We start from the raw sequence: 24241 nt of genomic DNA, 5'->3' as shown, positions 1-24241 counted from the left end.
CAGACCCTATGGATATCCCTTTTTAGTTATTGGTACCAAACAATGGCTTATAAAATAATGAAAAAGAACACAGCCGCCAGCACGAAGCGGTAAATGGCGAACGTAGTCAGGCTCAAGCGTTTGAGCAGACCGAGGAATGTTTTGATCGCCAGCATCCCGACGATAAAGGCAGTAATAAAGCCGGCCGCGAACACTGGAAAATCACTCATAGACAGGTGATCCATACTTTTGATCATATCAATACCCGATGCACCCAGCATGACCGGAACAGATACGAGGAATGTAAATTCCGCAGCTGCCGTATGGCTTACACGTGCGAATAGGCCCCCAGACATGGTTGAGCCTGAACGGGAGAATCCTGGCCATAGGGCTAGGACTTGGAACAAACCGATCGTAAAAGCTTGTTTGTAAGTGATCTCATCCAGCGTATGTGATCTAATAGGCGGATGAAATTTTTCAGCCGCGATCATGAGCAGGCCCCCGATCACCAAACTGTATAAAACCGTTTCAGGACCAAACAGGTATTGCTTGATTACATCACGGAACAGTACGCCAATTAGCCCCGCTGGGATCATGGCTAAAATAATATGTAACAGGTTTAGACGTGGCTGACTCGAGATTTTGCGTCTGAAATCAAACAGGCTCAGGAATCTGCGCCAGTATAATACGACGACTGCCAGCACAGCACCTAATTGTACGATAACCTCAAACGTTTTGACCGTATCATTCTCTGTGTTTAATCCTAGAAGATCAGCCGTGAGGATCATGTGACCCGTCGAAGAGACCGGCAAAAACTCTGTCAGTCCTTCAATAATTCCCATAATAATAGAAGATAAAATATCCACTTTACTAGCTCCTCCTTACACGCGTGCAGGGCAAACGACCTAAGCCGTTTGCCCTGGGAATATGTCATTTCAGTAGGAGTGAACACAAGTGTCAAGTGCAAAGATAAACGCTCAGGTCACACGGTTCACTCCCGGGAAGAAGTGTCCGATTCTGCTTCCAATTCAGATGCGGGGGATGTGTGGTGTAAAATAATCTCCACCCGACGAATACGATTTTTACCCATTTCACGAATGATAAATTTCACATTCTCTTCTATGAATTCCTTGCCCTGTCTAGGTTCCGGAACCCGGCTATACACCCACCCTCCGACAGTATCCACGTCTTCATCGTCCAATGTCAAGCCCGTCAGATCACTCAGATCGGAAAGCATCACTTTACCATCCATCAAATAACTGTTCTCCGTCAGTTTCTCGATTTCCTTCCGTTCATCCTTATCAAATTCGTCCCGAATTTCGCCAACAATCTCCTCCAAAATGTCCTCAATGGTAATGAGGCCGGAGGTTCCACCGTATTCATCGACCAGGAGAGCGATATGAACCTGCTCCTTCTGCATACGTTTCAGCAGTGTGTTGACGGGGATAACTTCCGGAACGGTCAAGATCGGTTGAATCAGACTGTCGAAAACAAGCTCTGGATTGCGATCATACTCAAGGAATAGCTGTTTGGTATTAATCATACCAATGATCTGATCCTTGCTGTCTGTCGCCACCGGAAAACGGGTATACTGCTCTTCGTGAATAGTCAGCATGTTTTCTTGTAGCGAGCGATTCGTAAACAAGCATACCATATCTGTACGTGGTACCATAATTTCTTTGGCAACGGTCTCGTCAAAAGCAAAGATACGATTTACGTAGCCATATTCGGTGTTATTGATCTTACCACTTTCCACGCTTTCGGACAAAATGATCTGAATTTCTTCCTGAGAGTGCGCTTCTTCATGCTCACTAGCCGGTTGAAGACCAAACAGACGAACCAGACGATTGGCCGAGCCGTTAAGGAGCCAAATAAACGGATACATAATCCGATTAAACCACACGATGACTGGGGAGGTTAACAGACTGACAGCTTCCGCTTTGCGGATCGCCAATGTTTTGGGAGCCAGTTCGCCGATCACCACGTGCAGGTAAGTTACAATGACGAATGAAATAATAAAGGCCAGGATATGTGAAAAATCCCCATTGATGTTGAGCTGTTGAAAGAGAGGCTCCAGCAATTTGACTACGGTCGGTTCACCGAGCCAGCCGAGTCCCAACGCTGTAATCGTAATACCAAGCTGACAGGCGGACAGGTAGCCGTCCAGATTATTGACGACTTTTTGTAGCGCCAGTGCGTTTTTACGGTTCTCCACGACCAGCTGATCGACCCGGCTGGAACGGATTTTAATAATCGCAAACTCGGTAGCCACGAAAAAAGCACTAAATAAAATCAACACCGCAAACAAAAATAGACTGACACCTATACCCATATAATTTTCACTCATCCCTTTTTCGTTCAATTTTTTAAGGAACTCCATTTTAAGTTCACTTGAACTTATTTTAAGAACTTAAAAGGAAATATACAAGGTTCATATGGAATCATAGCAGGTCACCTACCTCCAATTTACACGGAAAATAAGGCATAATAGAACCCGCACGGATCATTGCTTCACTTTACAAGCCTAGTTTGAGGGCGTATGATGAGTTCAAATGAACTTGAAATGTAATAAAGGGAGGAAAGCAGATGGAGTCTTTTACCCTTACTCGTCGTGATATGGCCCATTTGCTGCTGGCCATGGAAGGTCGCCGCGAATTGCAGCCTTTGGCCGTTCTACAGGACGCCTGGAGGCGCACTCATAGCCATCTCGCCCGTTCCGGGAGCACGATGCCGACATTTTTATACACCGACGTGACACCTGTGCTAGATAAAATCATCAAGGGTAAGCACAGCGCAGCCTTTTCGCTGCAGGAGATCGTTTCCCTGGGTCAACTGGTCGAATACAGTCATGTCTCACTGGCATCTATGCAAAATTGGGTCAAACGCGACTTCAAGGAATTTCTCGGCGCTCCGAAGATCGGCAAAAAATACTCGGTCAACCAGGCAGCTATATTGCTCATTGTGGAAGATTTAAAATCATGTCTTGATTTTGAATCCATTCGTCAGCTATTTCATATCCTGTTCCAACAACCCGAAGATGATACGGACGATCTGATTCAGCCGGTCGATTTGTACGCCGCCTATTCAACTTTGTTTGAGGAGCTGGATGCGAACGGAGACCAACTGCTCGATGTTGCTGGAGCAGGCTATGCAAAGGACAACGGAAATTCCGTTACAGGACAGCAGCGCCAGGAAGCTGCGACAGAGGAGCTGCTGGTTCAGGCGGCTGATCAATACACCAGCCGTTTACAGCATTTGACCCCTAACCAGTGTGAAGCAGTGCGTAATACTTTGCTGGTGGCAGCGGTAGCGGTGCAAAATAGTTATTTTTTGTCCATGGCACGTCGGTATGTGAATGCGACGTTGTTTCTGGACTTCCAGGGGTAAATCAGGATTGGCACTAGAAGCCAATCCTATTTTTTTGCTCTTTTTAGAGGATTGTCTACCCTTTTGGAGACTGAAAAAGTATACAAAAGAGGTATATACACTAAAACGCTGTCAAAGATACAATAAACATATATAATCCAGCAATTGGAAAAACTTAGAATATCTCTTCCAAAGCATCTGGATACACACACAGGAGGTAATGGCATGTCCGATGTCTCCATCATCATTTGTACCCGCAACCGGATCGAAGACCTGACACGCTGTATACAATCTATTGCAGTACAGCAGCAATTGGAGCATACGGCTGTAGAACTGCTGATTGTTGATGACGGCGATATTTCCGACCAACAGATCGAGCAGTACCGTCACATGGTATCCGGATTGCCTCAAGGCGTTTTGAAATATTATAAAAAAAGTCGTCCCGGCGTTTGGTTGTCCCGCTATGAGGCCTTGTCTCTTGTGCGGTATGATATTGTGCTGTATTTTGACGATGATGCAGAACTGGACGATAAACTCTATATCCGGCGCTTGCTCGATACCTATGATCAGGATGAAACGATTGTGGGTGTTGGAGGGATTGCAAAGGGATTACATTCGAGCCGGGCAGGAAAGCTGCTGGGCGTTTTGACATTTCAGATGTCTTCATCCCTCGGCAAGCTCTCGCCTAGTAGTCTGGCAGGTTCTTTGCTACGTTGGGGCGAAGCGACTGAGGTTTTCGATACAGAATTTTTCCATGGCTGCAATATGTCATTTCGGAGGGATGCGCTTCGGGACATGAAGCCGTATCCGTGGATGACCAGTTATGCCGTGGCTGACGATTTGTACATGTGCCAGTTGGCGAGCCGTTACGGCAAATTGGTTATCAATCCTGACTTAACCATCATTCATCATGAATCTCCAAGCTCGCGCGATAAGGCGGGCAAAGTAGCCAAGGCTACAGCAATTAACCACTATTATTTTCTTGCCTTGAAAAAGGCTGGAGTGATTCAGTATGGAGCCCTTTTATGGACCTTATCCTACTTGATGCTCAAAGAAACGCTGCGTCGCAATTTTAATGCCGCAGATGGATACAAGCAGGGGGTGTTGTTCATTCTGAACCCGCGCAAGCAAAAATATAACGAATATTTAGGCCCGGCGGTTCAGTAAACTGTTTTCTTTACACACTGACAGGATAAAGGGGGAGTATGATGTTAAGCTTGTCCATTGCTCTGTGCACCCGAAATCGGGTTGATGATCTGACCCGATGCATTAATTCAATTGCCATTGGGGGAGCACCGGAGGCATGTGAAACCGAGCTATGGATTATTGACGACGGAGAACTGCCAAAGCATGTGCTGGAACGTTATGAGCGTCAGTTGGGTAGAGCGGGAATTACCTACCGATATCATCGCAAGGAGCAGCCGGGATTATGGTTATCTCGTGTAAAGACAGCTGAACTTGCGCAGGGTGACATCATTTTGTTCCTTGACGATGACGTTGAGCTGCCGAGCAACTATTTGAATGAGTTGATGCGTACCTATGAGGCTTACCCGCAGGCCGCTGGTGTCGGCGGTATCGCACAGGGAATGAGTAACAGCTTCATGGGAACAATTCGATGCTTGCTGTCATTCCAGCAGTCTTTGTCCAAAGGAAGGCTGTCCCTCAGCGGTCAGTCCGGCTCGATGTATAACTGGCATAAGGCCAAGAAGACGTTTAGAACCCAGTTTTTCCATGGCTGTAATATGTCATTTCGTCGTGAAGCGATTCGCAGTCTGGAGCCGGTATCTTGGTTGCAAAGCTATAGCGTAGGCGAGGATTTATTACTTTCACGCATCGCAATGAAAAGCGGCCCATTATACATTAACCCGGCGCTTACGCTGCTTCATCACGAATCGCCGTCCTCGCGCGACAATATGGAGCAGGTTACTTATATGCGGGTGATGAATCATATTCATCTCCTGCGTGAAGAGGGATCTGGGCCGATTGGTTATGCAGCACTATACTGGACGACGTTGTATCAGATTTTGAGAGAAAAGCCCAAGAAAAATCATACTGCCATTCAAGGCTATAGAAGAGCGTTGAAAGCGATCTTTTCAAGTCAGAAGGAGCCTGTTGGCGGGGGACAGTTGCCTGAACGCAATTCCAAAAAAACGGTAGGCTGATGGAGGTGCGTCAAAAGACGCAATGTGAGCATAGAGACGAGAGGCTTAATAAGGAACAGGAGTTGGACGTAACATGAGCACATGGACAGCAGCAAGGAAAGTATTCACGGGTGACAGTCTCGCCAAAACGATCATGCGCACGAGCTTTAACAATTTTTTTGTGCTAATCGTCACGACCCTGACTTCCATCCTGACCGCACGTATGCTCGGAGTAGAGGGGAAAGGAGAACTGGCGGCAGTTCTGTTCTGGCCTACGCTGATCGGCAGTGTGTTGAGCTTCGGATTACCAACGTCGTTAATTTATAACATCAAGAAGAAAACAGGCACGACGGAAGAACTACTGACGTTGTCACTCTGGATTCAGTTGCCTGCCAGCTTGTTGGCGGGAGCGGTGGCCTGGATATGCATGCCGCTGTGGCTGAATGGTTATGGTGCGGATATCATCCAGCTGTCCCAGCTTTATTGTGCGGCAGCCATACCGCTGGCAGTGCTTACAGCGCTGACGACAGCATTGTCGCAAGGGCTGGATCGCTTTAGCGTATATAACGGTCTGTTGTTTTACTACCCGTTACTGAATTTCATCGGTCTGGTGACACTGTGGCTGATGGGCCTGCTCAATGTGCAGCTGGCAGGAGCAGTGAATTTTGCCGCGAGTTTCCTTGCGCTAGTATGGGCGTTCCTCCGTTTGCGCAAGTATATGAATGTGCGTGCTTTCCGCCCATTTACCAGCCGTCAAGTGCTTCGTCCTTATTATAGCTATGGAGCGAGGGTTTACGGGATGGAGCTGATGGGGACGCTGTCCACACAAACGGACAAAATCGTTATTGTGGCGCTGCTATCACCCAAAGCGTTCGGTCTGTACTCTGTTGTCTACGCCTTGTCTCGTGTGTTCAATGTGGTGCAAAATGCTGTCACTAACGTTACTTTTCCTAAGGTGACGGGGATGGAGCACAGCAAGATTGTCGAAACAGTAGGTCGTGCTTTTCGCATCTCTATGGCTGCGATGCTAATCGTCATTGTGCCTGCTCTCTTCATTGGACGCTATATGCTGGGTTTGCTGTACGGCCCCGCTTTTCTGGAAGCATCGCTAACGTTCTACCTGCTGTCACTGGAATGTATCATTGGTGGCGGCTCATGGATTCTGGCTTCGGCCTTTAACGCGCTGGGACGTCCGGGACTGGTATTGTTCCGGCAAATTGTAGCCTATGCGATCACCGTCGGTCTATTTTTTATTTGTACACCGATCTTTGGTCTGGACGGCATTGCGATTGCTTTGCTTGTAGGCGCTTGTGTACGATTGGCGTTCTCACTGTTCTCATTCCCGATGTTTTTCAATGTTCCGCTATCACGGATCATTTTTGATAAAAGTGACATTACATTTGTCATTCAGACTATACAAAAGAAGCGCAGGAAGGGAGAACTGAAAGATGCCGAATTTGCATCCCATGGCTAAACTGAAAAATAAGCTGAGCGTCATTCTCGACGTAGTCCCCCAAGGTTCGAATATCATTTATGTCGATTATCCCGTCTATAATAACGGTGGGGATGTACTCATCATGAAAGGCACCGAAGCGTTCTTCAAGGATAATGGCATCCGTGTCCGTGCCCGTTATAGCGCTATGGATATTCCCGATCGGCTTCAAATTCCGGGTGACTGGATTATCGTGTGCCACGGCGGCGGCAACTTCGGCGATCTCTATTCAAATCACCAAAATTTGCGAGAACGCATCGTTCGCGATTTCCCTAACCACCGAATTGTAATTATGCCGCAGACGATCCACTTTCAATCTGAACAGAAGGCTAATGAAGTCGCTGCCTTGTTCAATGCTCATCCGGATCTACATATGTTTGTGCGGGATACACGCTCTTATCAGTGGGCTAAGGACAAGCTGAACCAGTGCAGTATCACACTATGCCCTGATATGGCGCACCAGCTCTGGCCATTGAAGCCGACTACGGAAACAGTGAAGGATGTATTGTATTTCCTGCGGACTGATATTGAAACGGTGGGTGGACAAAAGAAGTTCGATGACGAGGCAGATGCCGCTCACCGGCTGGACTGGGATACTTTGTTCACTCCGCTGGAAGTGAAGGGAATTGTCTATTTCCAGAAGTTTTATCGACTGGATAAGAAAATCGGTGGACCGTTGCCTACACGTACGTTCTGGTACAAGTACACAGACCATCTCATGAACAAAGCGGTTACGCTGTTCAGCTCTTACCGCGAGGTTCGCACTTCACGGCTGCACGGTCACATTCTGGCCTGTCTGCTTGATATGCCGCACGTTGTCATTGACAATTCCTACGGCAAGAACTCGCAATATTATAATACCTGGACACAGCCGAATCCAAAGGCGCAGCTGTTTAGTGAAGCTCCAAGTGCGTTGGAGCAGCCATCTTAATAGTAAGAAAAGATACGTATGATTAATTTCAAAGGTATGATAACGGCAAAAAATCTCCTGACCATTTCATTGGTATAGGAGATTTTTGCTTGTGTTAAATTAATAAGGATAGTTAAGAGTTAAGCTTGTGAACTATTAAGGCTATTCATATTTAATGGGATGATCGCTCGTTCTTTCTTGGCTTCTATTGATTATTGACAGTTACCTCATATTTTGATGCGTTCCAGTTTACCTTTGCACCCAAGGTTTGAGAAATGAATCTGATCGGTACCAAAATACTCCCGTTTATATATTTTGGAGGAGCAGCGAGACTTACTTTTTTTCCATTAACCAATGCGAATTTTTGGTTTACAACTAGTTCTATAGTCAGTTTACCTTTTGTGATGGTGACATGATCCCTTTGGCTACTATTCCAAATGACTTTAGCTCCTGATTTTTCAAATATTCCTCTGAAAGGAACATAGACTGAGCCGTTCAGTAATTTGGGAGTGGTAGTCAGATCCATGATAGAGCCATCTACGGTCAATTGAATAGGCTTCACTACAATAGTCGGTTGCTTTACATTTTTCAATGTCGAGTCAATTCCAAGTTGACCGTTAACGTTGCTCCCCCAACTCCATAATTTATTGTTTTCCGTTCTTACGATTGTAAAGTCGTTTCCAGAGTTTACTTCCGATATATTAGCAAGCCCCTTTACTTTCTCTGGATTGGAATTACCAGCAGAAATCCAGACATCGCCAGTAGTTGTTACAAATGAAACAGTGTGGTCGAATTGAGCAGAGATATCTTTTAACTTCTGTGGAATTTTAAACTGTTTAGTTTTGCTCTCTAGCGGATTATATGTCCACCCGTTGCCATTCATATCAATTGCACTTATAGCAAAATCTCCACTTTTAATCATTTTAATTTTTTTAAGTTGTTTAAGCAGCTGTGGTTCTTTAATATTCGCATCTTCATTGTCGCCGCCCCAATAGAGCAATGTTCCATCCTTGGAAAGTGCAAAGGAACCCTGATTCGTAGCTGCTATACCCACAATATTCATGGGTAGATCTTTTATTAAAGTTGGTTCATTGATGAAAGATGACTTAAAGTTGGCTAATTGTCCCCGAGAATTATCACCCCAGCCCCAAACCTGCCCGCTTTGATCTAATGCTAAAAAGTGATCTCCTCCGGCGGCAATTTTAACAACATTTTTTAGGCTTGAGAAGGTTTTAGGGGCAACACTACGACCTTGATTTTTTTTACTTTGCCAACTAACAACGGTACCATCTGTTTTTATGGCTAGAGAACCAAAGCGACCCGTGGTGACCTGTTTAAAAGTATCAGATGACATAGAAACCACAGGAGAGGGTACGGAACGATTTATGCCGTCTTCTGAGCCTAATTCCCCATCTTCATTACGCCCCCATGCAAGTAGCTTTCCTTGATTGTCAATAGCGTAAGTATGTTCACCACTGCTTGAAAATTGAACTATATCTGGAGACGGTTTTACATATTCGTTTGAATATGCTTCTTTTGAAACTAAGCAAGAGGAGAAAATTAATAAAATAACTGATAAAGCTATGAAACATTGCTTTAAATTTTGATTTTTCAAGATATGCTCTCTCCTTTTTTGAAATAACTTCTAATATCATATAACCATAAACAAGAAAGAAATTGCAAATAAATCCATCTAATATGTATTTGTTTCCATAAAAAATGTAGACAAATGAATAATGAAATACTATTATATGTTTTGGGTGAAAATTTTTACAATATTAGGGAAGGGGAATAGCAAAAATTTTTCTCAAAAATTAGGATGAGGTGAGAGTGAATGAAAAAGGTAAAGTTCTCAATAATTATCTTTCTGTTATTCTCTTCAATTGGTGTTACTGCTTCGGCTAATAACGAAGATATTACGGAAAAAGTTAGCGATTCAGTAACGCAATCAACTTATGGATTAGAACATTCTAAAAATGTTACAGTAAAAAATGATGCTGAGGTTAGCCAGGAAAAGATAAACAACTTTATTATTCAAGCCAAAAAAGTTGTTAGAGAAGAAAAAGCAAATAGTCAATCATTGAATGCATCTATTGAATCTTCTACATATGAAACTGTTGACTACTGTTATTTGGACGATACTAACCTCTTTTTTTATGAGGATTCTTCAATTAAAGATCCAGAGTTGATTATTTTACCAGTTGAAAATGGTAGAGAGGAAACACACTTTATTAAACCACAAGCAATACAAGGAGGATTTGGAGGAAGGGTATTGGTCAATAGTACGACAGGTAACTACATTGAGACTAGGGCCATTACTACATCAAGTAACTCTACTTTGCTGGCTACAAATGGAACCCCGTATATGTATACAGGGTTTACAGCAAGGGGATTGGAAGTTGATGCAGGATTGGCTTATAGTAAAGGAGATGCTCCGGGAGTTTGGCAGCCTTATCTTAAAATAGGTGGGGACGATCCACTGTCAACTTCATATCTACTTGATGGTTATAATCAGGTACAATATAAAAATGGGTATATTACTGGACAGCCAGTTCAGATGGACTTATGGAGGAACTATACTAGTGGTGTTGAACATAACGCTGTAAGATTAAAACTTGCGGGAACTGCTATATGTGCGGATCTTGGATGTTCAAGACATGGTGATACTAAGCTGACCACTATCTTTTCTAAATCAAATATTGGAGTGAACAGTGTAGTTAATTATAAGTTGTTAGCAACTATTGCTGGTTCCGGAGCAAGCGGGCAGATGAATTCTACTCTAAGTGAAATATCAATTGACGGGATAGCCAAAACACCAGTTAAAGATGAAGTAGCCAATACTCAAGTCACAATTAGTGGAAATAGTACATCTTTTAAGCTTTCAAAATAGTATATTAATATAGTTTATAAAACCGTTCTAAGGAGCGGTTTTATTTTTTTATTAAAAGCCATGTTGTTTGCTTACACTCCACTACCGCTTCATTTTGACAATTCATTTCATGAATAGATATAATTTATGGGATAAAACTTGTAGGAATATTGGGAACTCCCCTAACTTTTGCAGAATAACATGAAAGTATATTTATTTTAATGAATCGAGGCTGACGAATGAGTAATCAATCGATGGACATGCTTCTCACGAAGGATATCGTGCGTGAAGGGGAGTCTATTTTGCGTACGAAGGTGGATCCGGTATGCTTGCCACTGTCTGAAGAGGATCTTCAACAGATGCAATGGATGCTGGATTATCTGAAAAATAGCCAAAATGAAGAGCTGGCTACCCGCTATGAACTGCGCCCGGGTGTGGGATTATCTGCGAACCAGGTAGGTTTGAACAAAAGAATGTGCGCTATTTATTATGAAGATGGGGACAAAACGGTAGAGTATGCGTTGTTTAATCCGAAGCTGGTCAGCCACTCCACGTCCATGATTTATTTGGAACAAGGTGAGGGGTGCTTGTCTGTAGATCGGTACGTAGCCGGATATGTACCTCGTTATGAAAAAATTCGTATTAAGGCCAATTTACCAGACGGAACACAGGAGCTATTGACTTTCAAAGGTTATGCAGCGATTGTAGTACAGCATGAAATGGACCATTTGGACGGTATTATGTTCTATGACCGTATCAATCCGGAAGATCCGCACAAGCTGCCGCAGGGAGTGCATATCGAACCTTTTGTACGTAAATAGCTCATGATCCGTAAAGTGTGGTGACTCCGTTCGCCACATTTTTTAATTTTGCAAAAAAATATGGATATAGAGGTTACGAAGCTTTAAACTGGAAACATGTAGCTCGTGATAGAGGATGTGAAAATACACAAAAATGTAAGCGCTTATCTTATAGGAGGGATGACATGAATCGTGGAGTACGGCTTCTGATGAATAATATGCGTATGCGGAATAAGCTGCTGTTCTCCTATGTACTGATTGTCATGATCCCGGTGCTGGTGGTAGGCGGCTGCGTTACTTTTTATTTGCGAGAGCAGGCATTGAATAGTGCAATTGCCCAGACGGTAAACAATGTGGAAAAGATCAAGAGCCAGACGGCAAATTTACTGCGTGTGCCAACGGATATTTCAAATGGGCTCATGTTCGATAAGAGGCTGAGAGAGATGGCGAACCGACGGTATCCGGGTATGGTAGAGCTGATGAATGCGTATCATCAATACAAGGATTTTAATGAGTATACTCAGCAATATAGAGAGGTTGCTACCATCCGGTTCTATTCGTACAATCCGACGCTTGTCAATAATCTGGAGTTTATTCCAGTAGACTCTAACATTGAGCGGCAGCAGTGGTTCCAAACGGCTTTGAAGGGGACGGCGATTAACTGGTTTTACATTCAGGATAAGGAAGATAACCCGGTTAATCGCCTGAGCCTGGTACGGCAAATTCCATTTCCCGAATATAATACCAAGGGAGTTCTGATGATATCGCTGAGTCAGACCGAGTTGAATGATATGCTGAGCAAGGAGCCCTTTGAAACATTGATTGCAGATCGTAATGGTATTGTGGTCGCAGCTACTCGTCCGCAGTCGGTGGGTCAGACGTTGGGAGATTTACATTTGGGCTTTGATGTCCAGCGTGCGGGTAAGGGAATATATGAAGCGAAAATCAACGGGAAGTCCTCCAACATCATCGTGGATGAGCTGCTGCCCGCCTCCAGTGTGAGCGGATTTACGATTATTTCAGTGTTTTCGACGGAGCATATTGTACAGGGAGCCAACCGAATTAGCTTGATTGGTGCTCTATGTGTTCTTGCGGTGCTGGTTATGGCACTGATTCTGATCACCATCATTTCCTGGCTGATTACCAAACGCCTACAGCGGTTGAGCTATGAACTGGGTAAGGTAGCCGCGGGCGATTTTCATGTGGTATCGAGTGTGGAGGGAAGGGACGAGATCGGGGATTTATCCCGCCGTTTCAACTATATGGTGAACAGTATTCGCCAACTCATGGCGCAGGTCTATGAGACGAGTGAGCATAACAACAGACTGGAATTGGCACAAAAGGATATCAAGCTAAAAATGATGGCTAGCCAAATTAATCCGCATTTTCTGTTTAATGCGTTAGAATCCATTCGAATGAAAGCACATCTGAATGGGGAAGCGGAAATTGCAACGACGGTGCGTTTGCTTGGCAGGCTGATGCGCCGGAATCTGGAGATTGGCAGTGGTAAAACGACGGTACTACAGGAGCTGGATATGGTGCGGTCCTATTTGCAAATTCAGCAGTTCAGATTTGGAAATCGTTTGATCTATGAAGTGAATTTGGAAGAAAGCGCGACGGACCTGTCGATTCCTCCCTTAATCATACAACCGCTGGTGGAAAATGCAGTCATTCATGGCCTGGAAAATAAGGAAGAGCCAGTTACCGTGAAGGTAGATATTGCAATAGAACGAAGAGAGCTGAAAATTAAAGTAGAAGATGATGGGATTGGCATGGAAGCTGGGCAACTGACCCGTCTGCTAGCTCGGATCAGGGGGACGGAAGAGCCAGAAGGGAGCAGTATTGGCCTGCGTAATGTACATCAACGTCTAACATTGATGTACGGCGAACGTTATGGACTGCATATTGAAAGCGCATTACAAGAAGGAACAACCGTATACTTTTCCATACCAAGGGAGGAAGAGTCGAATGTACAAAGCAATGATTGTAGATGATGAGCCTGCGATTCGTGAAGGATTGTCCTCCATTATTGACTGGGGGAATTGTGGCTTCCGTATTGTCGACACGGCAGGGAACGGGCGCGAGGCTCTGGATAAGTTCGGAGAGCATCGACCGGAGCTGGTCATTGTAGATATTCGTATGCCCGGGATGAGTGGGCTGGAGGTCATACGAAGCATACGTGAAAAGAACGGAGAGCCGTTTCATTTTCTCATATTAAGCGGATATGCAGACTTTGATTATGCACGGCAAGCCATGGGCTTCGGGGTGGATGGCTATCTACTGAAGCCAGTTGATGAGGAAGAAATGACGACAGAGTTGAAACGGGTATGGCAAAACATTGAGGACGAGAAAGAAGACGGCAAATGGGGAAGTCCGCCTTCCCATGAGCGTAATTGGATCGAAGCACTATTGTTTCCGGATCATCGAGAGCATGCTCGTAATGCTGTGGAAAGCAGTGATTCTCTTCACAGAGCATCCAAGCAAGCTGAACATCAAAGCGGTAACGGAAAACATGGACAACAGCCCGTGTTACCAGCGTTGGACTGGAGTAGCTATCAGGTTATTCTGCTGGATTTACGTATACCTGACTGGGATCGGCAAGCCCGGCAGTCGGCAGCAAAGCAGCGGCTAACAGAATTGTGCCATGTGCAGGGCAGAGGTATCGTGTTTGAGGCTGGAATATATATGGGTCTTTTGCTTCCCGCCACGTTAAAAACGGAGAAAGATGCTGTTCAGTTACTGGCTGCTTGGCGACAGGAGCTAAAGCCGTGGGCTACGGAAATTTATGTGGCTGCCGGTGATTCTGTAGCCATTCTTAACGACATTCCCAGATCTTTTGAGCAGGCACTACGATTATTGGAGCGTACGTTTTTGTTCCGGGCAGAAAGAGTCATGCTTTCCGGAGACCTACACGAATTGGAGACAGTCGAGACTGAAAGGAGTGGAGCGTCTGATAGTGCCACAGATGATCCCATACGTTATGCAGAAAAGCTGTACTATGCGCTAGATATGGCTAATAGTGAAGCTGCAACCCGTGTCATTAAGGATATGGAAGGCCAATTTCCACGGATTTATCGCACAGAATCTGCAATCAAGGCGGCGTTCGCCCAAACATTCACACTGGCGTTGAACAAGTATGCAGCTGGACAGGATCACAGCCGAACCGTGCTGGAGGAGCACTCCAGCTTTATAACCGATGTATATGCTTATTCCACATTGGGCGAGCTGGTGGATCACTCGCTGGAGCATGTGTTGCAATGGATTGGCCAGACTGAATCTGGTGGCAAGGGCATCATCATGAAACAAATGATTGACTTTATACATAGTCATTATGATGAAAATTTGCGACTGGAGTTACTGGCAGATATGTTCAATTACAATAGTGGCTATTTGGGCAAACTGTTCAAAAGTCATACGGGCGAGGCCTTTAATGCCTACCTGGATAAGGTGAGGATTGAGCGAGCAAGAGAATTGCTTGCTCAAGGAATTAAGGTGCACCAGGTGGCGGAACGCGTAGGATATGCGAATGCAGATTATTTTCATAGTAAATTTAAAAAGTATGTTGGAATGTCACCTTCCTCCTACCGTAATCGGGTTCAAAAGAACGGAGGAACAGATGGCTGTTGATAGAATCCCTAGGTTTAACGCTATGAAGTCTCTCTTACAGATGTCGGAGGTACGACCTCCGAACGAAGAGAGGCTCTTTTTTTATGGCGGATAAATGGATAGATCAATCGAAAATGTCACATTTATTATGTAGTTTAGGCCGTTTTCATCAAATCGCCATCGTTATGACACAGATTTGACACGATGTTCACATTTTCGATTCTATTTCATTTAAATTTATTCTATATAATGGGGATAATCTGAAGCCGGATCATGACAACCATGGTGAAGGTAGTTGAGTGAGTCATTTTCTAAAAAGTGACCGCTGCATATGTAAGAATGTGAATACTATCACAAATGTAGAAGACTTCAGATTACAGACACTATAAATCAATGTTAAGAGAAGTGCAGGGGGAGGAGCAACATCATGGACGTATTGGATTTGGCACGGTTGCAGTTTGCAACTACAACGATTCTTCACTTTGTTTATGTGCCGATCTCCATTGGATTGTCGTTATTGGTGGCAATTATGGAGACTATGTATGTTATCAAAAAAAATGACTTGTACAAAAAAATGGCTCAATTCTGGGGAACGTTTCTGCTGATTAACTTTGCATTGGGCGTAGTCACCGGGATTTTGCAAGAATTCCAGTTCGGGATGAATTGGTCGGACTTTTCCCGTTTTGTCGGTGATGTATTCGGTACGCCGCTGGCGATTGAAGCGCTGCTTGCATTTTTCCTGGAATCGACCTTTATCGGATTATGGGTATTCGGTTGGGAAAGATTGTCCAAAACGGTCCATTTAATTTGTATGTGGTTGGTATCTATCGGTACGATGCTATCGGCATTGTGGATTCTAGCTGCTAATTCATTCATGCAGCGTCCAGTAGGATATGAGATTCAAAATGGACGTGCAGAAATGAAAGATTTTGCTGCTCTGTTAACGAATGAACAACTGTTATGGGAATTTCCGCATACGTTGTTTGCTGCTTTTGCAACGGGGGCATTTCTTATCGCGGGTATCAGTGCATGGAAGCTGATGCACAAAAAGAATATGGACTTTTTTAAACCTTCTTTTAAATTGAGCATTATTGTTGCCTTAATCAGTGCCATTGCTATTCCTTTGTTTGGTCATGGTCAGGCTCAATATTTAGTGAAAACACAACCGATGAAGATGGCTGCCAGTGAGGGCTTATGGGAGAACAGCGGTGACCCCGCTCCTTGGACAGTTATCGCGGGTATTGATCCTGAAAAGAAGGAAAATACCTTTGAAATTAAAGTTCCTTTTGCTCTGAGTTTTCTATCTTATAGTAAATTTTCCGGCTCTGTGCCTGGTATGAATGAGCTTCAAGCAGAATATGAAAAAACCTATGGTCCGGGTGATTATATCCCGCCAGTACGTACCACGTTCTGGAGTTTCCGTATTATGATTGCGGCGGGATGTGGCATGATTGCACTCGCTTTATACGGTGCTTACCTGACGTTCCGTAAAAAGCTGGAAGGTTCACATCGCTGGTTCTTCCGTCTTATGATATGGGGGATATCCCTTCCATTCATTGGGAATACTGCTGGTTGGATCATGACCGAAATAGGTCGCCAACCGTGGACTGTATTTGGTTTGCTTCAAACAAAAGATTCTGTTTCGCCTACGGTTGTGGCAGGAGAAGTGCTGTTCTCGTTCATCTCATTTACCACATTGTATTTAATTTTAACAGGTGTGCTGGCATTTCTGTTTTACCGTACGGCTCGCAAAGGTCCAGATATCGAGCCACATCAGCAAACGGTAATTCATGATCCATTTGCCCAAGGGGGTGACAATAATGACGCTAAATGATTTATGGTTCTTATTGATCGCAGTGTTGTTTACCGGTTTCTTTTTTCTGGAGGGCTTTGATTTTGGCGTGGGGATGGCCACGGGATTGGTACCGCGCAATGACCAACAAAAACGTTTGATGATCAATACGATTGGTCCATTTTGGGATGCCAACGAAGTGTGGCTGATTACAGCAGCAGGTGCGATGTTTGCCGCTTTCCCGCATTTTTATGCAACTATGTTCAGCGGATATTATCTGGTATTTGTCTTTATTTTGCTAGGTTTGATCTTGCGTGGAGTTTCTTTTGAGTTCCGCGGCAAGGCTGAAGGGAAATGGTGGACAGGAACGTGGGATGCCTGCATTCTGATTGGTAGCTTTCTACCGCCGATGCTGTTCGGTATGGCTTTTGCGGCTTTGGTGAAAGGTGTACCTATTCAGCAAAACATGGATTTGAAAGCTGGATTTTCCGATGTGTTCAATGGATACACCGTATGGATTGGACTGACAGTGGTCGGAATGTGCCTAATGCATGGGCTGACGTTCATTTCCCTGCGGACGATTGGAGAAGTACGGGATCGTGCTCGCGTGATTGCGTCCAAATTTCTTCCGGTATTGGGCATTTTACTCGCTGGCATGGTGGTATGGACTTATTTTGCAACGGATTTATTTGCACGTCGCGGTCCCTTTATGTATGCTGCGGTAGCAGTGGGAATTGTCGCCTATGTGCTGACGTGGTACTTCCTGAAGCAGAGCCGCGAAGGATGGGCCTTCGGGATGACAGGTGCATTGATTTTGCTGACCTTCGTTTCGTTATTCGTTGGTTTGTTCCCAAGATTTATGGTGAGCTCGATTAACAGTGCTTTTGATTTGACGATTTATAATGCAAGCTCCAGTCATTACACACTGAAAGCCATGACGATTGTTGCAGCAACGCTTTTACCCTTTGTGCTGGCTTATCAGGCGTGGAGCTATTTTGTTTTCCATAAGCGTCTCAGTGAGAAGGATCATTTGGAATACTAATGGATAAGGCATGGTTAGAATTAAAGGGCATTCGGCCAGTAATGCTGCTACTGGCTGCCCTTTCCCTGCTCCAGGGGGCTGCTGTGATTGCACAAGCAGTCTTCTTGGCAAAGGCTGTTACGATTTTGTTTGATAAAAATCCGCTGGTGATGGCTTGGCCGTCGCTGGCGTTGTTTTTCGCAGCTTTTGCAATGAGGCATACGATGATCTGGCTGCAACGTCGGACAGCCGGCCGTTTTGCCGAAGCTTCAGGCGCTTCCTTACGGGAGCGTCTGCTTGCACGTTTGTTCGAACGGGGGCCGGGTTTTGCAGCGCAGGAAGGCAGTGGCAAGTTGGTGACGCTAGCACTGGACGGCATGGATCGTTTTCGCACGTATTTGGAACTGTCCATTCCTCGAATGATTGACATGATGGCTGTAACTATACTTGTGCTTGTGTATGTTTTCACATTGGATGTCATTTCAGGTGTAATTTTGACGACTACGATGCCGATTCTGGTGGGCTTCTTTATTTTGCTCGGCTTGGCAGCGCGGAAGCAGGCAGACAAGCAATGGCGTTCCTATCGTTTGTTATCTCACCATTTCACGGATTCGCTACGTGGACTTCAGACACTAAGGTTTTTGGGTCGTAGCCAAGAGCATGGGGAAACGGTTGGGAAGGTCAGCGACCAATACCGCACAGCAACGATGCGCACGCTGCGGGTAGCGTTTCTTTCCTCATTTGCCCTCGATTTTTTTAGTATGCTATCGGTCGCTTTTGTCGCGGTAGGCTTGGGGCTGCGCCTGATTAGTGGCTCGGTAGGTTTGGAGGCAGCGCTTGCGGTGCTTATTCTGGCACCAGAATATTTTATGCCCATACGCCAGTTGGGATCAGACTATCATGCTTCACTGGATGGTAAGGAGGCTTGGGGAGCAATACGCTCCATTCTCAGTACAGAAGATAATGCGACCGAGCCGAATAAACAGGCAGCTAGCGATAAAGGATTGGACATCACGGGACTGGACATTCTCGAGCTATCTGATGTGTGCCTCCTGAATGAAGACGGTTCGGCTCGGCTTGAACATGTGTCTGCACATGTTGAACCGCACATGAACATGATCGGCATCGTTGGCGCTAGCGGTGCAGGTAAAACGACGCTGCTTAGTCTGCTTGGCGGCTTTGCTGATCCCACTTCGGGTGAGCTGCTCCTGAATGGATGCGGATTGGCTGGGGATGCCAAAGCTGAATGGCAACGGCATATTGCCTATATTCCACAGCATCCATACCTGTTTAGCGCTTCTCTGGCATATAATATCCGCTTTTATGAACCGGAGGCATCCAACCAGCAGATAGAGTGGGCGATTGACGCGGTTGGACTGCGTGAACTGGTAGACGGTCTTCCGGGTGGATTGAATGAGCCCATTGGTGAAGCAGGTCGGACACTGAGCGGAGGGCAGGCGCAACGGATTGCATTGGCGCGGGCATTGCTCAGTAATCGTCCGGTCGTTTTATTGGATGAGCCTACGGCCCATCTGGATATTGAGACAGAATGGGAGCTAAAACAGACGATTTTATCGGTTTTGAAACATAAGAGAATGTTTCTTGCCACCCACCGGCTTCATTGGATGCCAGAAATGGACTGTGTCTGGATGATGGATCAAGGTCGCCTGGAAGAAGTAGGCTCCCATCAGCAATTGATTGCCCGTAAGGGAGCATATTACCGATTGCTGACGGGGATATCGGAAGGAGGGAACGGACGATATGAGAGTAACGGACAATAGCAGACAAGGCTGGTTTGTGACGTATCTGAGACAATATTTTTGGGCCTTTCTGGCAGCTGCTCTTTTGGGCGCGCTGGCCATTGGATGTGCGGGCGCGTTGCTCTTTACGTCCGGTCATCTGATTACCCGTTCGGCCTTAAAACCGGAAAATATATTAATGGTGTACGTTCCAATTGTGCTTGTGCGAACATTTGGCTTTAGTAAAGCGGTTATTCAGTACCTGGAGCGCTTGGTAGGACATGATGCCGCACTGCGCCTTGTGTCCCGTATGCGGGTACGCTTATATCGGGCAGTAGAACCGCAGGCGCTGATGATTCGCAGCAAATTCCGTACAGGGGATCTATTAGGATTGCTGGCAGAGGATATTGAGCAGCTTCAAAACATCTATCTGAAGCTAGTTCTGCCTGCGCTATCGGCTTTGCTGATTTATGCAGCAGGCATCTTGGCGCTCGGACGGATGGACGGAACCTTTGCCTTGCTCATGGCGCTATATGGCGGATTTTTGCTTTTTATTGCCCCAGCTATCTCACTATGGACCTCACTCGCCAAACGGCGAATGTTCAAGCAGGAACGGAGTAAAGCCTATCAGGAGCTGACGGATGCTCTGTTCGGCATGAGTGATCTGGTGCTGAGCGGACGGACTGGGCATTTCCTGAGTACCTTTACACAACGGCACAATAGGGCTGCCGTGATGGAGAATTCACTTCGCCGGAGCGAGTGGCGTTCTCATTGGATCGCACAATGCGTTGTAGGCGGCGGGATTGTGATTATGACTGTGTGGGCCGGGGGACTGGTAGCACAGAATCGTATAGAAGCCACATGGCTGGCATCCTTTGCCCTTGTGGCTTTTCCATTGCTGGATGCCTTCGTTCGCGCTGGAGAAGCGGTGGTTCATGCACCGGAGTATCAGGATTCACTTCGGCGGTTAAAGGATTCGGAGAAAGACACACCTACACCGGGAGCAGGCGGAACAGCAGACATTCTAGAGGAACAGGCTACCGCTATGCGATTGGGCCTCGGAGGAGACCTGCTGCTGAACAACGTAAGCTACCGCTATGCGGCAACGCAGGAATGGAGCGTGCGTAATATCTCCCTGCACGTACCGCAGGGGGGCAAGGTTGCATTGCTTGGCCGCAGTGGTGCGGGCAAGTCCACGCTGCTGAACCTGATTCAGGGAGCATTGCAGCCTGATGAAGGTAGCGTCACTGTCGCAGGGATTCCCGTATATACAGGTGGAGCATACTCCAGTTTATTTGCGGTGCTAAACCAGCAGCCGTATTTATTCGATACAACGGTAGCGAACAATATTCGGCTGGGACGACCCGATGCTACGCTGGATGAGGTTCGTGCAGTAACAGAGCAGGTAGGGCTTGGAACTCTAATTGATTCTTTGCCGGAGGGCTACGATACCCGAATGCAGGAGACGGGGCTTCGTTTTTCCGGTGGAGAAAAACAGCGAATTGCACTGGCGCGGATTTTGCTGCAAAATCACCCGATTGTTTTGCTGGATGAGCCAACAGTGGGACTTGACCCACTGACAGAGCATGAACTCATGCAGACGATGTTTCGTGTGCTGAAAGGCAAAACATTGATCTGGATCACGCATCATCTGACAGGAATGGAGCATATGGACGAGGTGATTTTTATGGAAAAAGGGGTCATTTCCATGCGGGGCAGTCATGAAAAGCTTTGGCAGGAGCAGCCCCGATACCGCAACCTGTATGAGCTGGATCATCCGAGCCTGTGAACTAGGAATAGATTGACCTAAGCAAACAATAGCCCTCAACACATTTTGTGTTGGGGGCTATTGTTGTGTCTCGTTCATTTCAATGCTATAAATAATTCAATCTCATTGTCTGAACTTTCTGGATTATATTTCTCACCCCAAATTTCAAAATCGTAATCCTTCGGTTCATTTCCGGTATCTTTAATCCATTGGCCATATATGTAGTCATACGAATGATCAAGCTCCGATTCAAGCCCCTTATGTGTGAAAGTTACATACTTACTTTCATTTACAGTATGACTTATCATATTTAATGGAACCTCACCTAGTTTACTTATTTCATAACAGATTATATTTGTAAACTTATCTACCTGAGGATTAAAATCAGGCTTCATGGGATAAATTTGCATTAAAATTACATTCTCATTTTTCCTGTCCCGAATTTCATCTTTTCTTTCAATTAATGAATGATAGATGCTCTTGCCAAGACCAGACTCAAATTCATTAATATTGGCTTCGATTCTGTAACCTGCAACATGAAAAAGAGGTAATGTTATTACGTTAGTTTCCATAAAGTCTCCTCCATCCAATAAGTTTGTCAAGTTTGATTATAATGTAAACCCCAATACAATTTTAGTCATCTTTCACTATAGGATCGATTTTGTTTGGAATCCGCAAAAAAGTTATGCTTGGAAGGCATAGAGACCCCTCATATATCTAATTTTGAACTGATTTTTCTCCTAATTCGTCGGGTACCCGCTTCCAAGCCAGCAAAGTATGATAATAGTATCTAGAGATGAGGAGGAGCTTGTTATGGAATCTTCAACTGAAACCGCTTCCAACAATGGTGCTGTGATTCCTGAATCCAATCGGGGAAGACCACGCAAGGCTCGCGGCCCGAAGCCTGAACGTGGTAGAAAAGGCTTGTGGGACAGTGTGAAGCAGCAAAAGTATCTTTATTTTATGTCCATTCCTTTCGTCATATGGGTGTTTGTTTTCAGCTATCTTCCGCTTTGGGGCTGGACGATGGCGTTTCAAAATTATAAGCCAGCTAAATCCTTTACGGACCAGAAATGGGTAGGGCTGAATAACTTTATTGAGTTATTTCAGGACGAACGATTTTATCTAGTATTACGTAATACACTGGCGATGAGCCTGATGGGGATTATATTTGGTTTTGTCGTACCGATCTTTTTTGCAATTCTGTTAAACGAGTTGCGGGGAATGCTGTTCAAACGGTTTGTGCAGACGATATCCTACCTCCCGCATTTTGTATCCTGGGTAGTTGTGGCTGGATTGGTCACGAAAATGCTGTCCATTGACGGAGGCATTGTCAACGATATATTGGTAGCGCTTCATATTGTGGATGAGCCGATTCAGTTCATGGCAAAGGGGAACTGGTTCTGGTACATTGTAACCGCTTCCGACATATGGAAAGAGACAGGTTGGAATACGATTATTTATTTAGCTGCAATCACCGGAATTGATCAAGAGCAGTATGAAGCATCGCGCGTGGATGGAGCGAGCCGCTGGAGACAGATGTGGCATATTACACTGCCGGGTATCCGCTCGACGATTGCCGTTCTGTTCATTATGGCGATTGGGCATCTGGTGAGCAATGGTTTTGAAAAGCAGTTCTTGCTTGGCAATAGTCTCGTGACGGATTATTCCGAGGTGTTGGATCTGTACGCGCTCAATTACGGGATTAATTTGGGTCGCTTCTCTTATGGGACGGCAATTGGTATTTTCAACTCACTGGTTAGCATTTTGCTGTTGTTTACGGCGAACGGTATATTCAAAAAACTGACCAAAGAAAGCATCATGTAGGGAGGGAGAAGCGAAATGACGAATAAGGCATTTAATGCTACCCGGTCTGAGAAGCTGTTTGACCTGTTCAATTATATCCTCATGGCTCTGATCGTGGTGTTGACGCTGTACCCGTTTCTGAACGTACTTGCGATTTCCCTGAACAATTCAACGGACACGGTTCGCGGTGGAATTTATATATGGCCCCGCCAATTTACGCTCGAAAATTACAAAACGATTTTCCAGTACGATGGCCTTCTTCAGGGACTGCAAATATCTATTCTTCGTACTTTGGTCGGAACAGTACTCGGATTGATTTGCGCGTCTATGCTTGCTTTTACATTGAGTCGGGTCGAGTTTCGCGCTCGTAAGTTTATTTCTACGTTTTTGGCGTTGACGATGTATTTTTCTGGCGGGATGGTGCCCGTGTTTATTTTGATGCGTGATCTGCATCTGCTGGGTTCGTTTTGGGTGTACATTTTTCCAGGCTTAATTAGCGCATTTAACGTGTTTGTCATTCGTTCCTTTATGGACGGTTTGCCATATGCGTTGCAGGAGTCTGCCAAACTCGATGGGGCGAATGATTTTACGATTTACTGGAGAATTATTTTGCCGCTGTGCAAACCAGTATTGGCAACGATTGCTCTTTTTCTGGCAGTAGGTCAGTGGAATGCTTGGTTTGATACGTATTTGTATAATGGTGGGGCGCCGCAATGGACGACGCTACAGTATGAGCTGATGAAGATACTGCAAAGTACGCAGCAAGGCGGCTCCAGTATGACGAATAGTAACGATATGGCTAAGCAAATGGCTCAAATTTCACCAGAGTCGATTAAAATGGCAATCACGATTACGGTTACGCTCCCCATCCTGATGGTATATCCGTTCCTGCAAAAATATTTTGTAGGCGGGATGACACTGGGGGCAGTGAAATCATAAAAGACAGGATTCC

General features: G+C 45.4%; 19 protein-coding genes. 15 read left to right on the top strand and 4 right to left on the bottom strand.

The window, feature by feature from the left end; translation table 11 throughout:
* Positions 1 to 47: 47 nt before the first annotated feature.
* Together bacA and MKY24_RS22715 are read right to left on the bottom strand one after the other, a co-directional pair.
* Entirely contained in the window at positions 48 to 845 is a 798-nt protein-coding gene (bacA, locus tag MKY24_RS22720; protein ID WP_013312007.1) for an undecaprenyl-diphosphate phosphatase, read from the bottom strand.
* Between the two features lie 125 nt (positions 846 to 970).
* Positions 971 to 2359, bottom strand: a complete 1389-nt coding sequence (locus MKY24_RS22715) for a hemolysin family protein (RefSeq protein WP_175405194.1) — start codon at positions 2357 to 2359, stop codon at positions 971 to 973.
* A 206-nt stretch (positions 2360 to 2565) separates the two neighbouring features.
* Between MKY24_RS22715 and MKY24_RS22710 the strand changes: the two genes are divergently transcribed.
* From MKY24_RS22710 to MKY24_RS22690, 5 genes are all read left to right on the top strand, one after another.
* On the top strand, positions 2566 to 3366 hold the full coding sequence (locus MKY24_RS22710) for a DUF1836 domain-containing protein (RefSeq protein ID WP_068938264.1): 801 nt from the start codon (positions 2566 to 2568) through the stop codon (positions 3364 to 3366).
* Positions 3367 to 3570: 204 nt separating this feature from the next.
* Complete coding sequence (locus tag MKY24_RS22705; RefSeq protein ID WP_264454523.1) at positions 3571 to 4512, top strand: glycosyltransferase family 2 protein; 942 nt, start codon at positions 3571 to 3573, stop codon at positions 4510 to 4512.
* A 41-nt stretch (positions 4513 to 4553) separates the two neighbouring features.
* Positions 4554 to 5507 (top strand): glycosyltransferase family 2 protein, encoded by a 954-nt coding sequence (locus MKY24_RS22700; RefSeq protein ID WP_339202392.1) that lies wholly within the window; start codon positions 4554 to 4556, stop codon positions 5505 to 5507.
* Between the two features lie 73 nt (positions 5508 to 5580).
* Positions 5581 to 6960, top strand: coding sequence for an oligosaccharide flippase family protein (locus MKY24_RS22695; RefSeq protein ID WP_279835125.1), 1380 nt, complete (start codon positions 5581 to 5583; stop codon positions 6958 to 6960).
* Positions 6935 to 7909 carry a polysaccharide pyruvyl transferase family protein gene (locus MKY24_RS22690; RefSeq protein ID WP_023990345.1) on the top strand — a complete coding sequence of 325 codons (975 nt, stop codon included), beginning with the start codon at positions 6935 to 6937 and terminating at the stop codon, positions 7907 to 7909. Before MKY24_RS22695 ends, MKY24_RS22690 begins: the two co-directional genes overlap by 26 nt.
* 184 nt (positions 7910 to 8093) lie before the next feature.
* On the opposite strand, the gene MKY24_RS22685 is transcribed toward MKY24_RS22690, so the two are convergent.
* Entirely contained in the window at positions 8094 to 9503 is a 1410-nt protein-coding gene (locus MKY24_RS22685; RefSeq protein WP_028541813.1) for a stalk domain-containing protein, read from the bottom strand.
* A 219-nt stretch (positions 9504 to 9722) separates the two neighbouring features.
* Between MKY24_RS22685 and MKY24_RS22680 the strand changes: the two genes are divergently transcribed.
* From MKY24_RS22680 to cydC, 8 genes are all read left to right on the top strand, one after another.
* A complete protein-coding gene (locus tag MKY24_RS22680) occupies positions 9723 to 10778 on the top strand; it encodes a YrpD family protein (RefSeq protein ID WP_339200935.1) in 1056 nt (351 codons plus the stop codon).
* Between the two features lie 218 nt (positions 10779 to 10996).
* On the top strand, positions 10997 to 11578 hold the full coding sequence (def, locus tag MKY24_RS22675) for a peptide deformylase (protein WP_028541815.1): 582 nt from the start codon (positions 10997 to 10999) through the stop codon (positions 11576 to 11578).
* 164 nt (positions 11579 to 11742) lie between these two features.
* A complete protein-coding gene (locus MKY24_RS22670) occupies positions 11743 to 13551 on the top strand; it encodes a sensor histidine kinase (protein WP_339200933.1) in 1809 nt (602 codons plus the stop codon).
* On the top strand, positions 13526 to 15184 hold the full coding sequence (locus MKY24_RS22665; protein WP_339200932.1) for a response regulator transcription factor: 1659 nt from the start codon (positions 13526 to 13528) through the stop codon (positions 15182 to 15184). Before MKY24_RS22670 ends, MKY24_RS22665 begins: the two co-directional genes overlap by 26 nt.
* 406 nt (positions 15185 to 15590) lie before the next feature.
* Positions 15591 to 16997 carry a cytochrome ubiquinol oxidase subunit I gene (locus MKY24_RS22660; protein WP_068938261.1) on the top strand — a complete coding sequence of 469 codons (1407 nt, stop codon included), beginning with the start codon at positions 15591 to 15593 and terminating at the stop codon, positions 16995 to 16997.
* A complete protein-coding gene (gene cydB, locus MKY24_RS22655) occupies positions 16984 to 17997 on the top strand; it encodes a cytochrome d ubiquinol oxidase subunit II (protein ID WP_023990338.1) in 1014 nt (337 codons plus the stop codon). Before MKY24_RS22660 ends, cydB begins: the two co-directional genes overlap by 14 nt.
* A complete protein-coding gene (cydD, locus tag MKY24_RS22650; RefSeq protein ID WP_339200931.1) occupies positions 17997 to 19757 on the top strand; it encodes a thiol reductant ABC exporter subunit CydD in 1761 nt (586 codons plus the stop codon). The genes cydB and cydD overlap by 1 nt, the downstream gene beginning before the upstream one ends.
* Positions 19738 to 21504, top strand: a complete 1767-nt coding sequence (cydC, locus tag MKY24_RS22645) for a thiol reductant ABC exporter subunit CydC (RefSeq protein ID WP_339200930.1) — start codon at positions 19738 to 19740, stop codon at positions 21502 to 21504. Before cydD ends, cydC begins: the two co-directional genes overlap by 20 nt.
* A 74-nt stretch (positions 21505 to 21578) precedes the next feature.
* Here cydC and MKY24_RS22640 read toward each other — a convergent pair whose 3' ends face one another.
* Positions 21579 to 22055 carry a GyrI-like domain-containing protein gene (locus tag MKY24_RS22640; RefSeq protein ID WP_023990335.1) on the bottom strand — a complete coding sequence of 159 codons (477 nt, stop codon included), beginning with the start codon at positions 22053 to 22055 and terminating at the stop codon, positions 21579 to 21581.
* 241 nt (positions 22056 to 22296) lie between these two features.
* Here MKY24_RS22640 and MKY24_RS22635 point away from each other — a divergent pair, with 241 nt between their 5' ends.
* Positions 22297 to 23310: a sugar ABC transporter permease gene (locus MKY24_RS22635; protein WP_339200929.1), complete on the top strand. Its 1014-nt coding sequence runs from the start codon at positions 22297 to 22299 to the stop codon at positions 23308 to 23310.
* A 15-nt stretch (positions 23311 to 23325) separates the two neighbouring features.
* Positions 23326 to 24228: a carbohydrate ABC transporter permease gene (locus tag MKY24_RS22630; protein ID WP_023990333.1), complete on the top strand. Its 903-nt coding sequence runs from the start codon at positions 23326 to 23328 to the stop codon at positions 24226 to 24228.
* Positions 24229 to 24241 lie beyond the last annotated feature (13 nt).

The organism is Paenibacillus sp. FSL P2-0322, from assembly GCF_037975315.1.
GTDB classification, from domain to species: Bacteria; Bacillota; Bacilli; order Paenibacillales; family Paenibacillaceae; genus Paenibacillus; species Paenibacillus polymyxa_B.
This window is presented reverse-complemented; position numbering and strand designations above follow the sequence as displayed.

Bases quoted from the DNA above. Each gene is read 5' to 3' on its own strand.
- MKY24_RS22660 (WP_068938261.1), top strand. From the start codon at position 15,591: ATGGACGTATTGGATTTGGCACGGTTGCAGTTTGCAACTACAACGATT.
- MKY24_RS22630 (WP_023990333.1), top strand. From the start codon at position 23,326: ATGACGAATAAGGCATTTAATGCTACCCGGTCTGAGAAGCTGTTTGAC.
- cydD (WP_339200931.1), top strand. From the start codon at position 17,997: ATGGATAAGGCATGGTTAGAATTAAAGGGCATTCGGCCAGTAATGCTG.
- def (WP_028541815.1), top strand. From the start codon at position 10,997: ATGAGTAATCAATCGATGGACATGCTTCTCACGAAGGATATCGTGCGT.
- cydC (WP_339200930.1), top strand. From the start codon at position 19,738: ATGAGAGTAACGGACAATAGCAGACAAGGCTGGTTTGTGACGTATCTG.
- MKY24_RS22700 (WP_339202392.1), top strand. From the start codon at position 4,554: ATGTTAAGCTTGTCCATTGCTCTGTGCACCCGAAATCGGGTTGATGAT.
- MKY24_RS22665 (WP_339200932.1), top strand. From the start codon at position 13,526: ATGTACAAAGCAATGATTGTAGATGATGAGCCTGCGATTCGTGAAGGA.
- cydB (WP_023990338.1), top strand. From the start codon at position 16,984: ATGACGCTAAATGATTTATGGTTCTTATTGATCGCAGTGTTGTTTACC.
- MKY24_RS22710 (WP_068938264.1), top strand. From the start codon at position 2,566: ATGGAGTCTTTTACCCTTACTCGTCGTGATATGGCCCATTTGCTGCTG.
- MKY24_RS22670 (WP_339200933.1), top strand. From the start codon at position 11,743: ATGAATCGTGGAGTACGGCTTCTGATGAATAATATGCGTATGCGGAAT.
- MKY24_RS22680 (WP_339200935.1), top strand. From the start codon at position 9,723: ATGAAAAAGGTAAAGTTCTCAATAATTATCTTTCTGTTATTCTCTTCA.
- MKY24_RS22635 (WP_339200929.1), top strand. From the start codon at position 22,297: ATGGAATCTTCAACTGAAACCGCTTCCAACAATGGTGCTGTGATTCCT.
- MKY24_RS22640 (WP_023990335.1), bottom strand. From the start codon at position 22,055: ATGGAAACTAACGTAATAACATTACCTCTTTTTCATGTTGCAGGTTAC.
- MKY24_RS22695 (WP_279835125.1), top strand. From the start codon at position 5,581: ATGAGCACATGGACAGCAGCAAGGAAAGTATTCACGGGTGACAGTCTC.
- MKY24_RS22705 (WP_264454523.1), top strand. From the start codon at position 3,571: ATGTCCGATGTCTCCATCATCATTTGTACCCGCAACCGGATCGAAGAC.
- MKY24_RS22690 (WP_023990345.1), top strand. From the start codon at position 6,935: ATGCCGAATTTGCATCCCATGGCTAAACTGAAAAATAAGCTGAGCGTC.
- MKY24_RS22715 (WP_175405194.1), bottom strand. From the start codon at position 2,359: ATGGAGTTCCTTAAAAAATTGAACGAAAAAGGGATGAGTGAAAATTAT.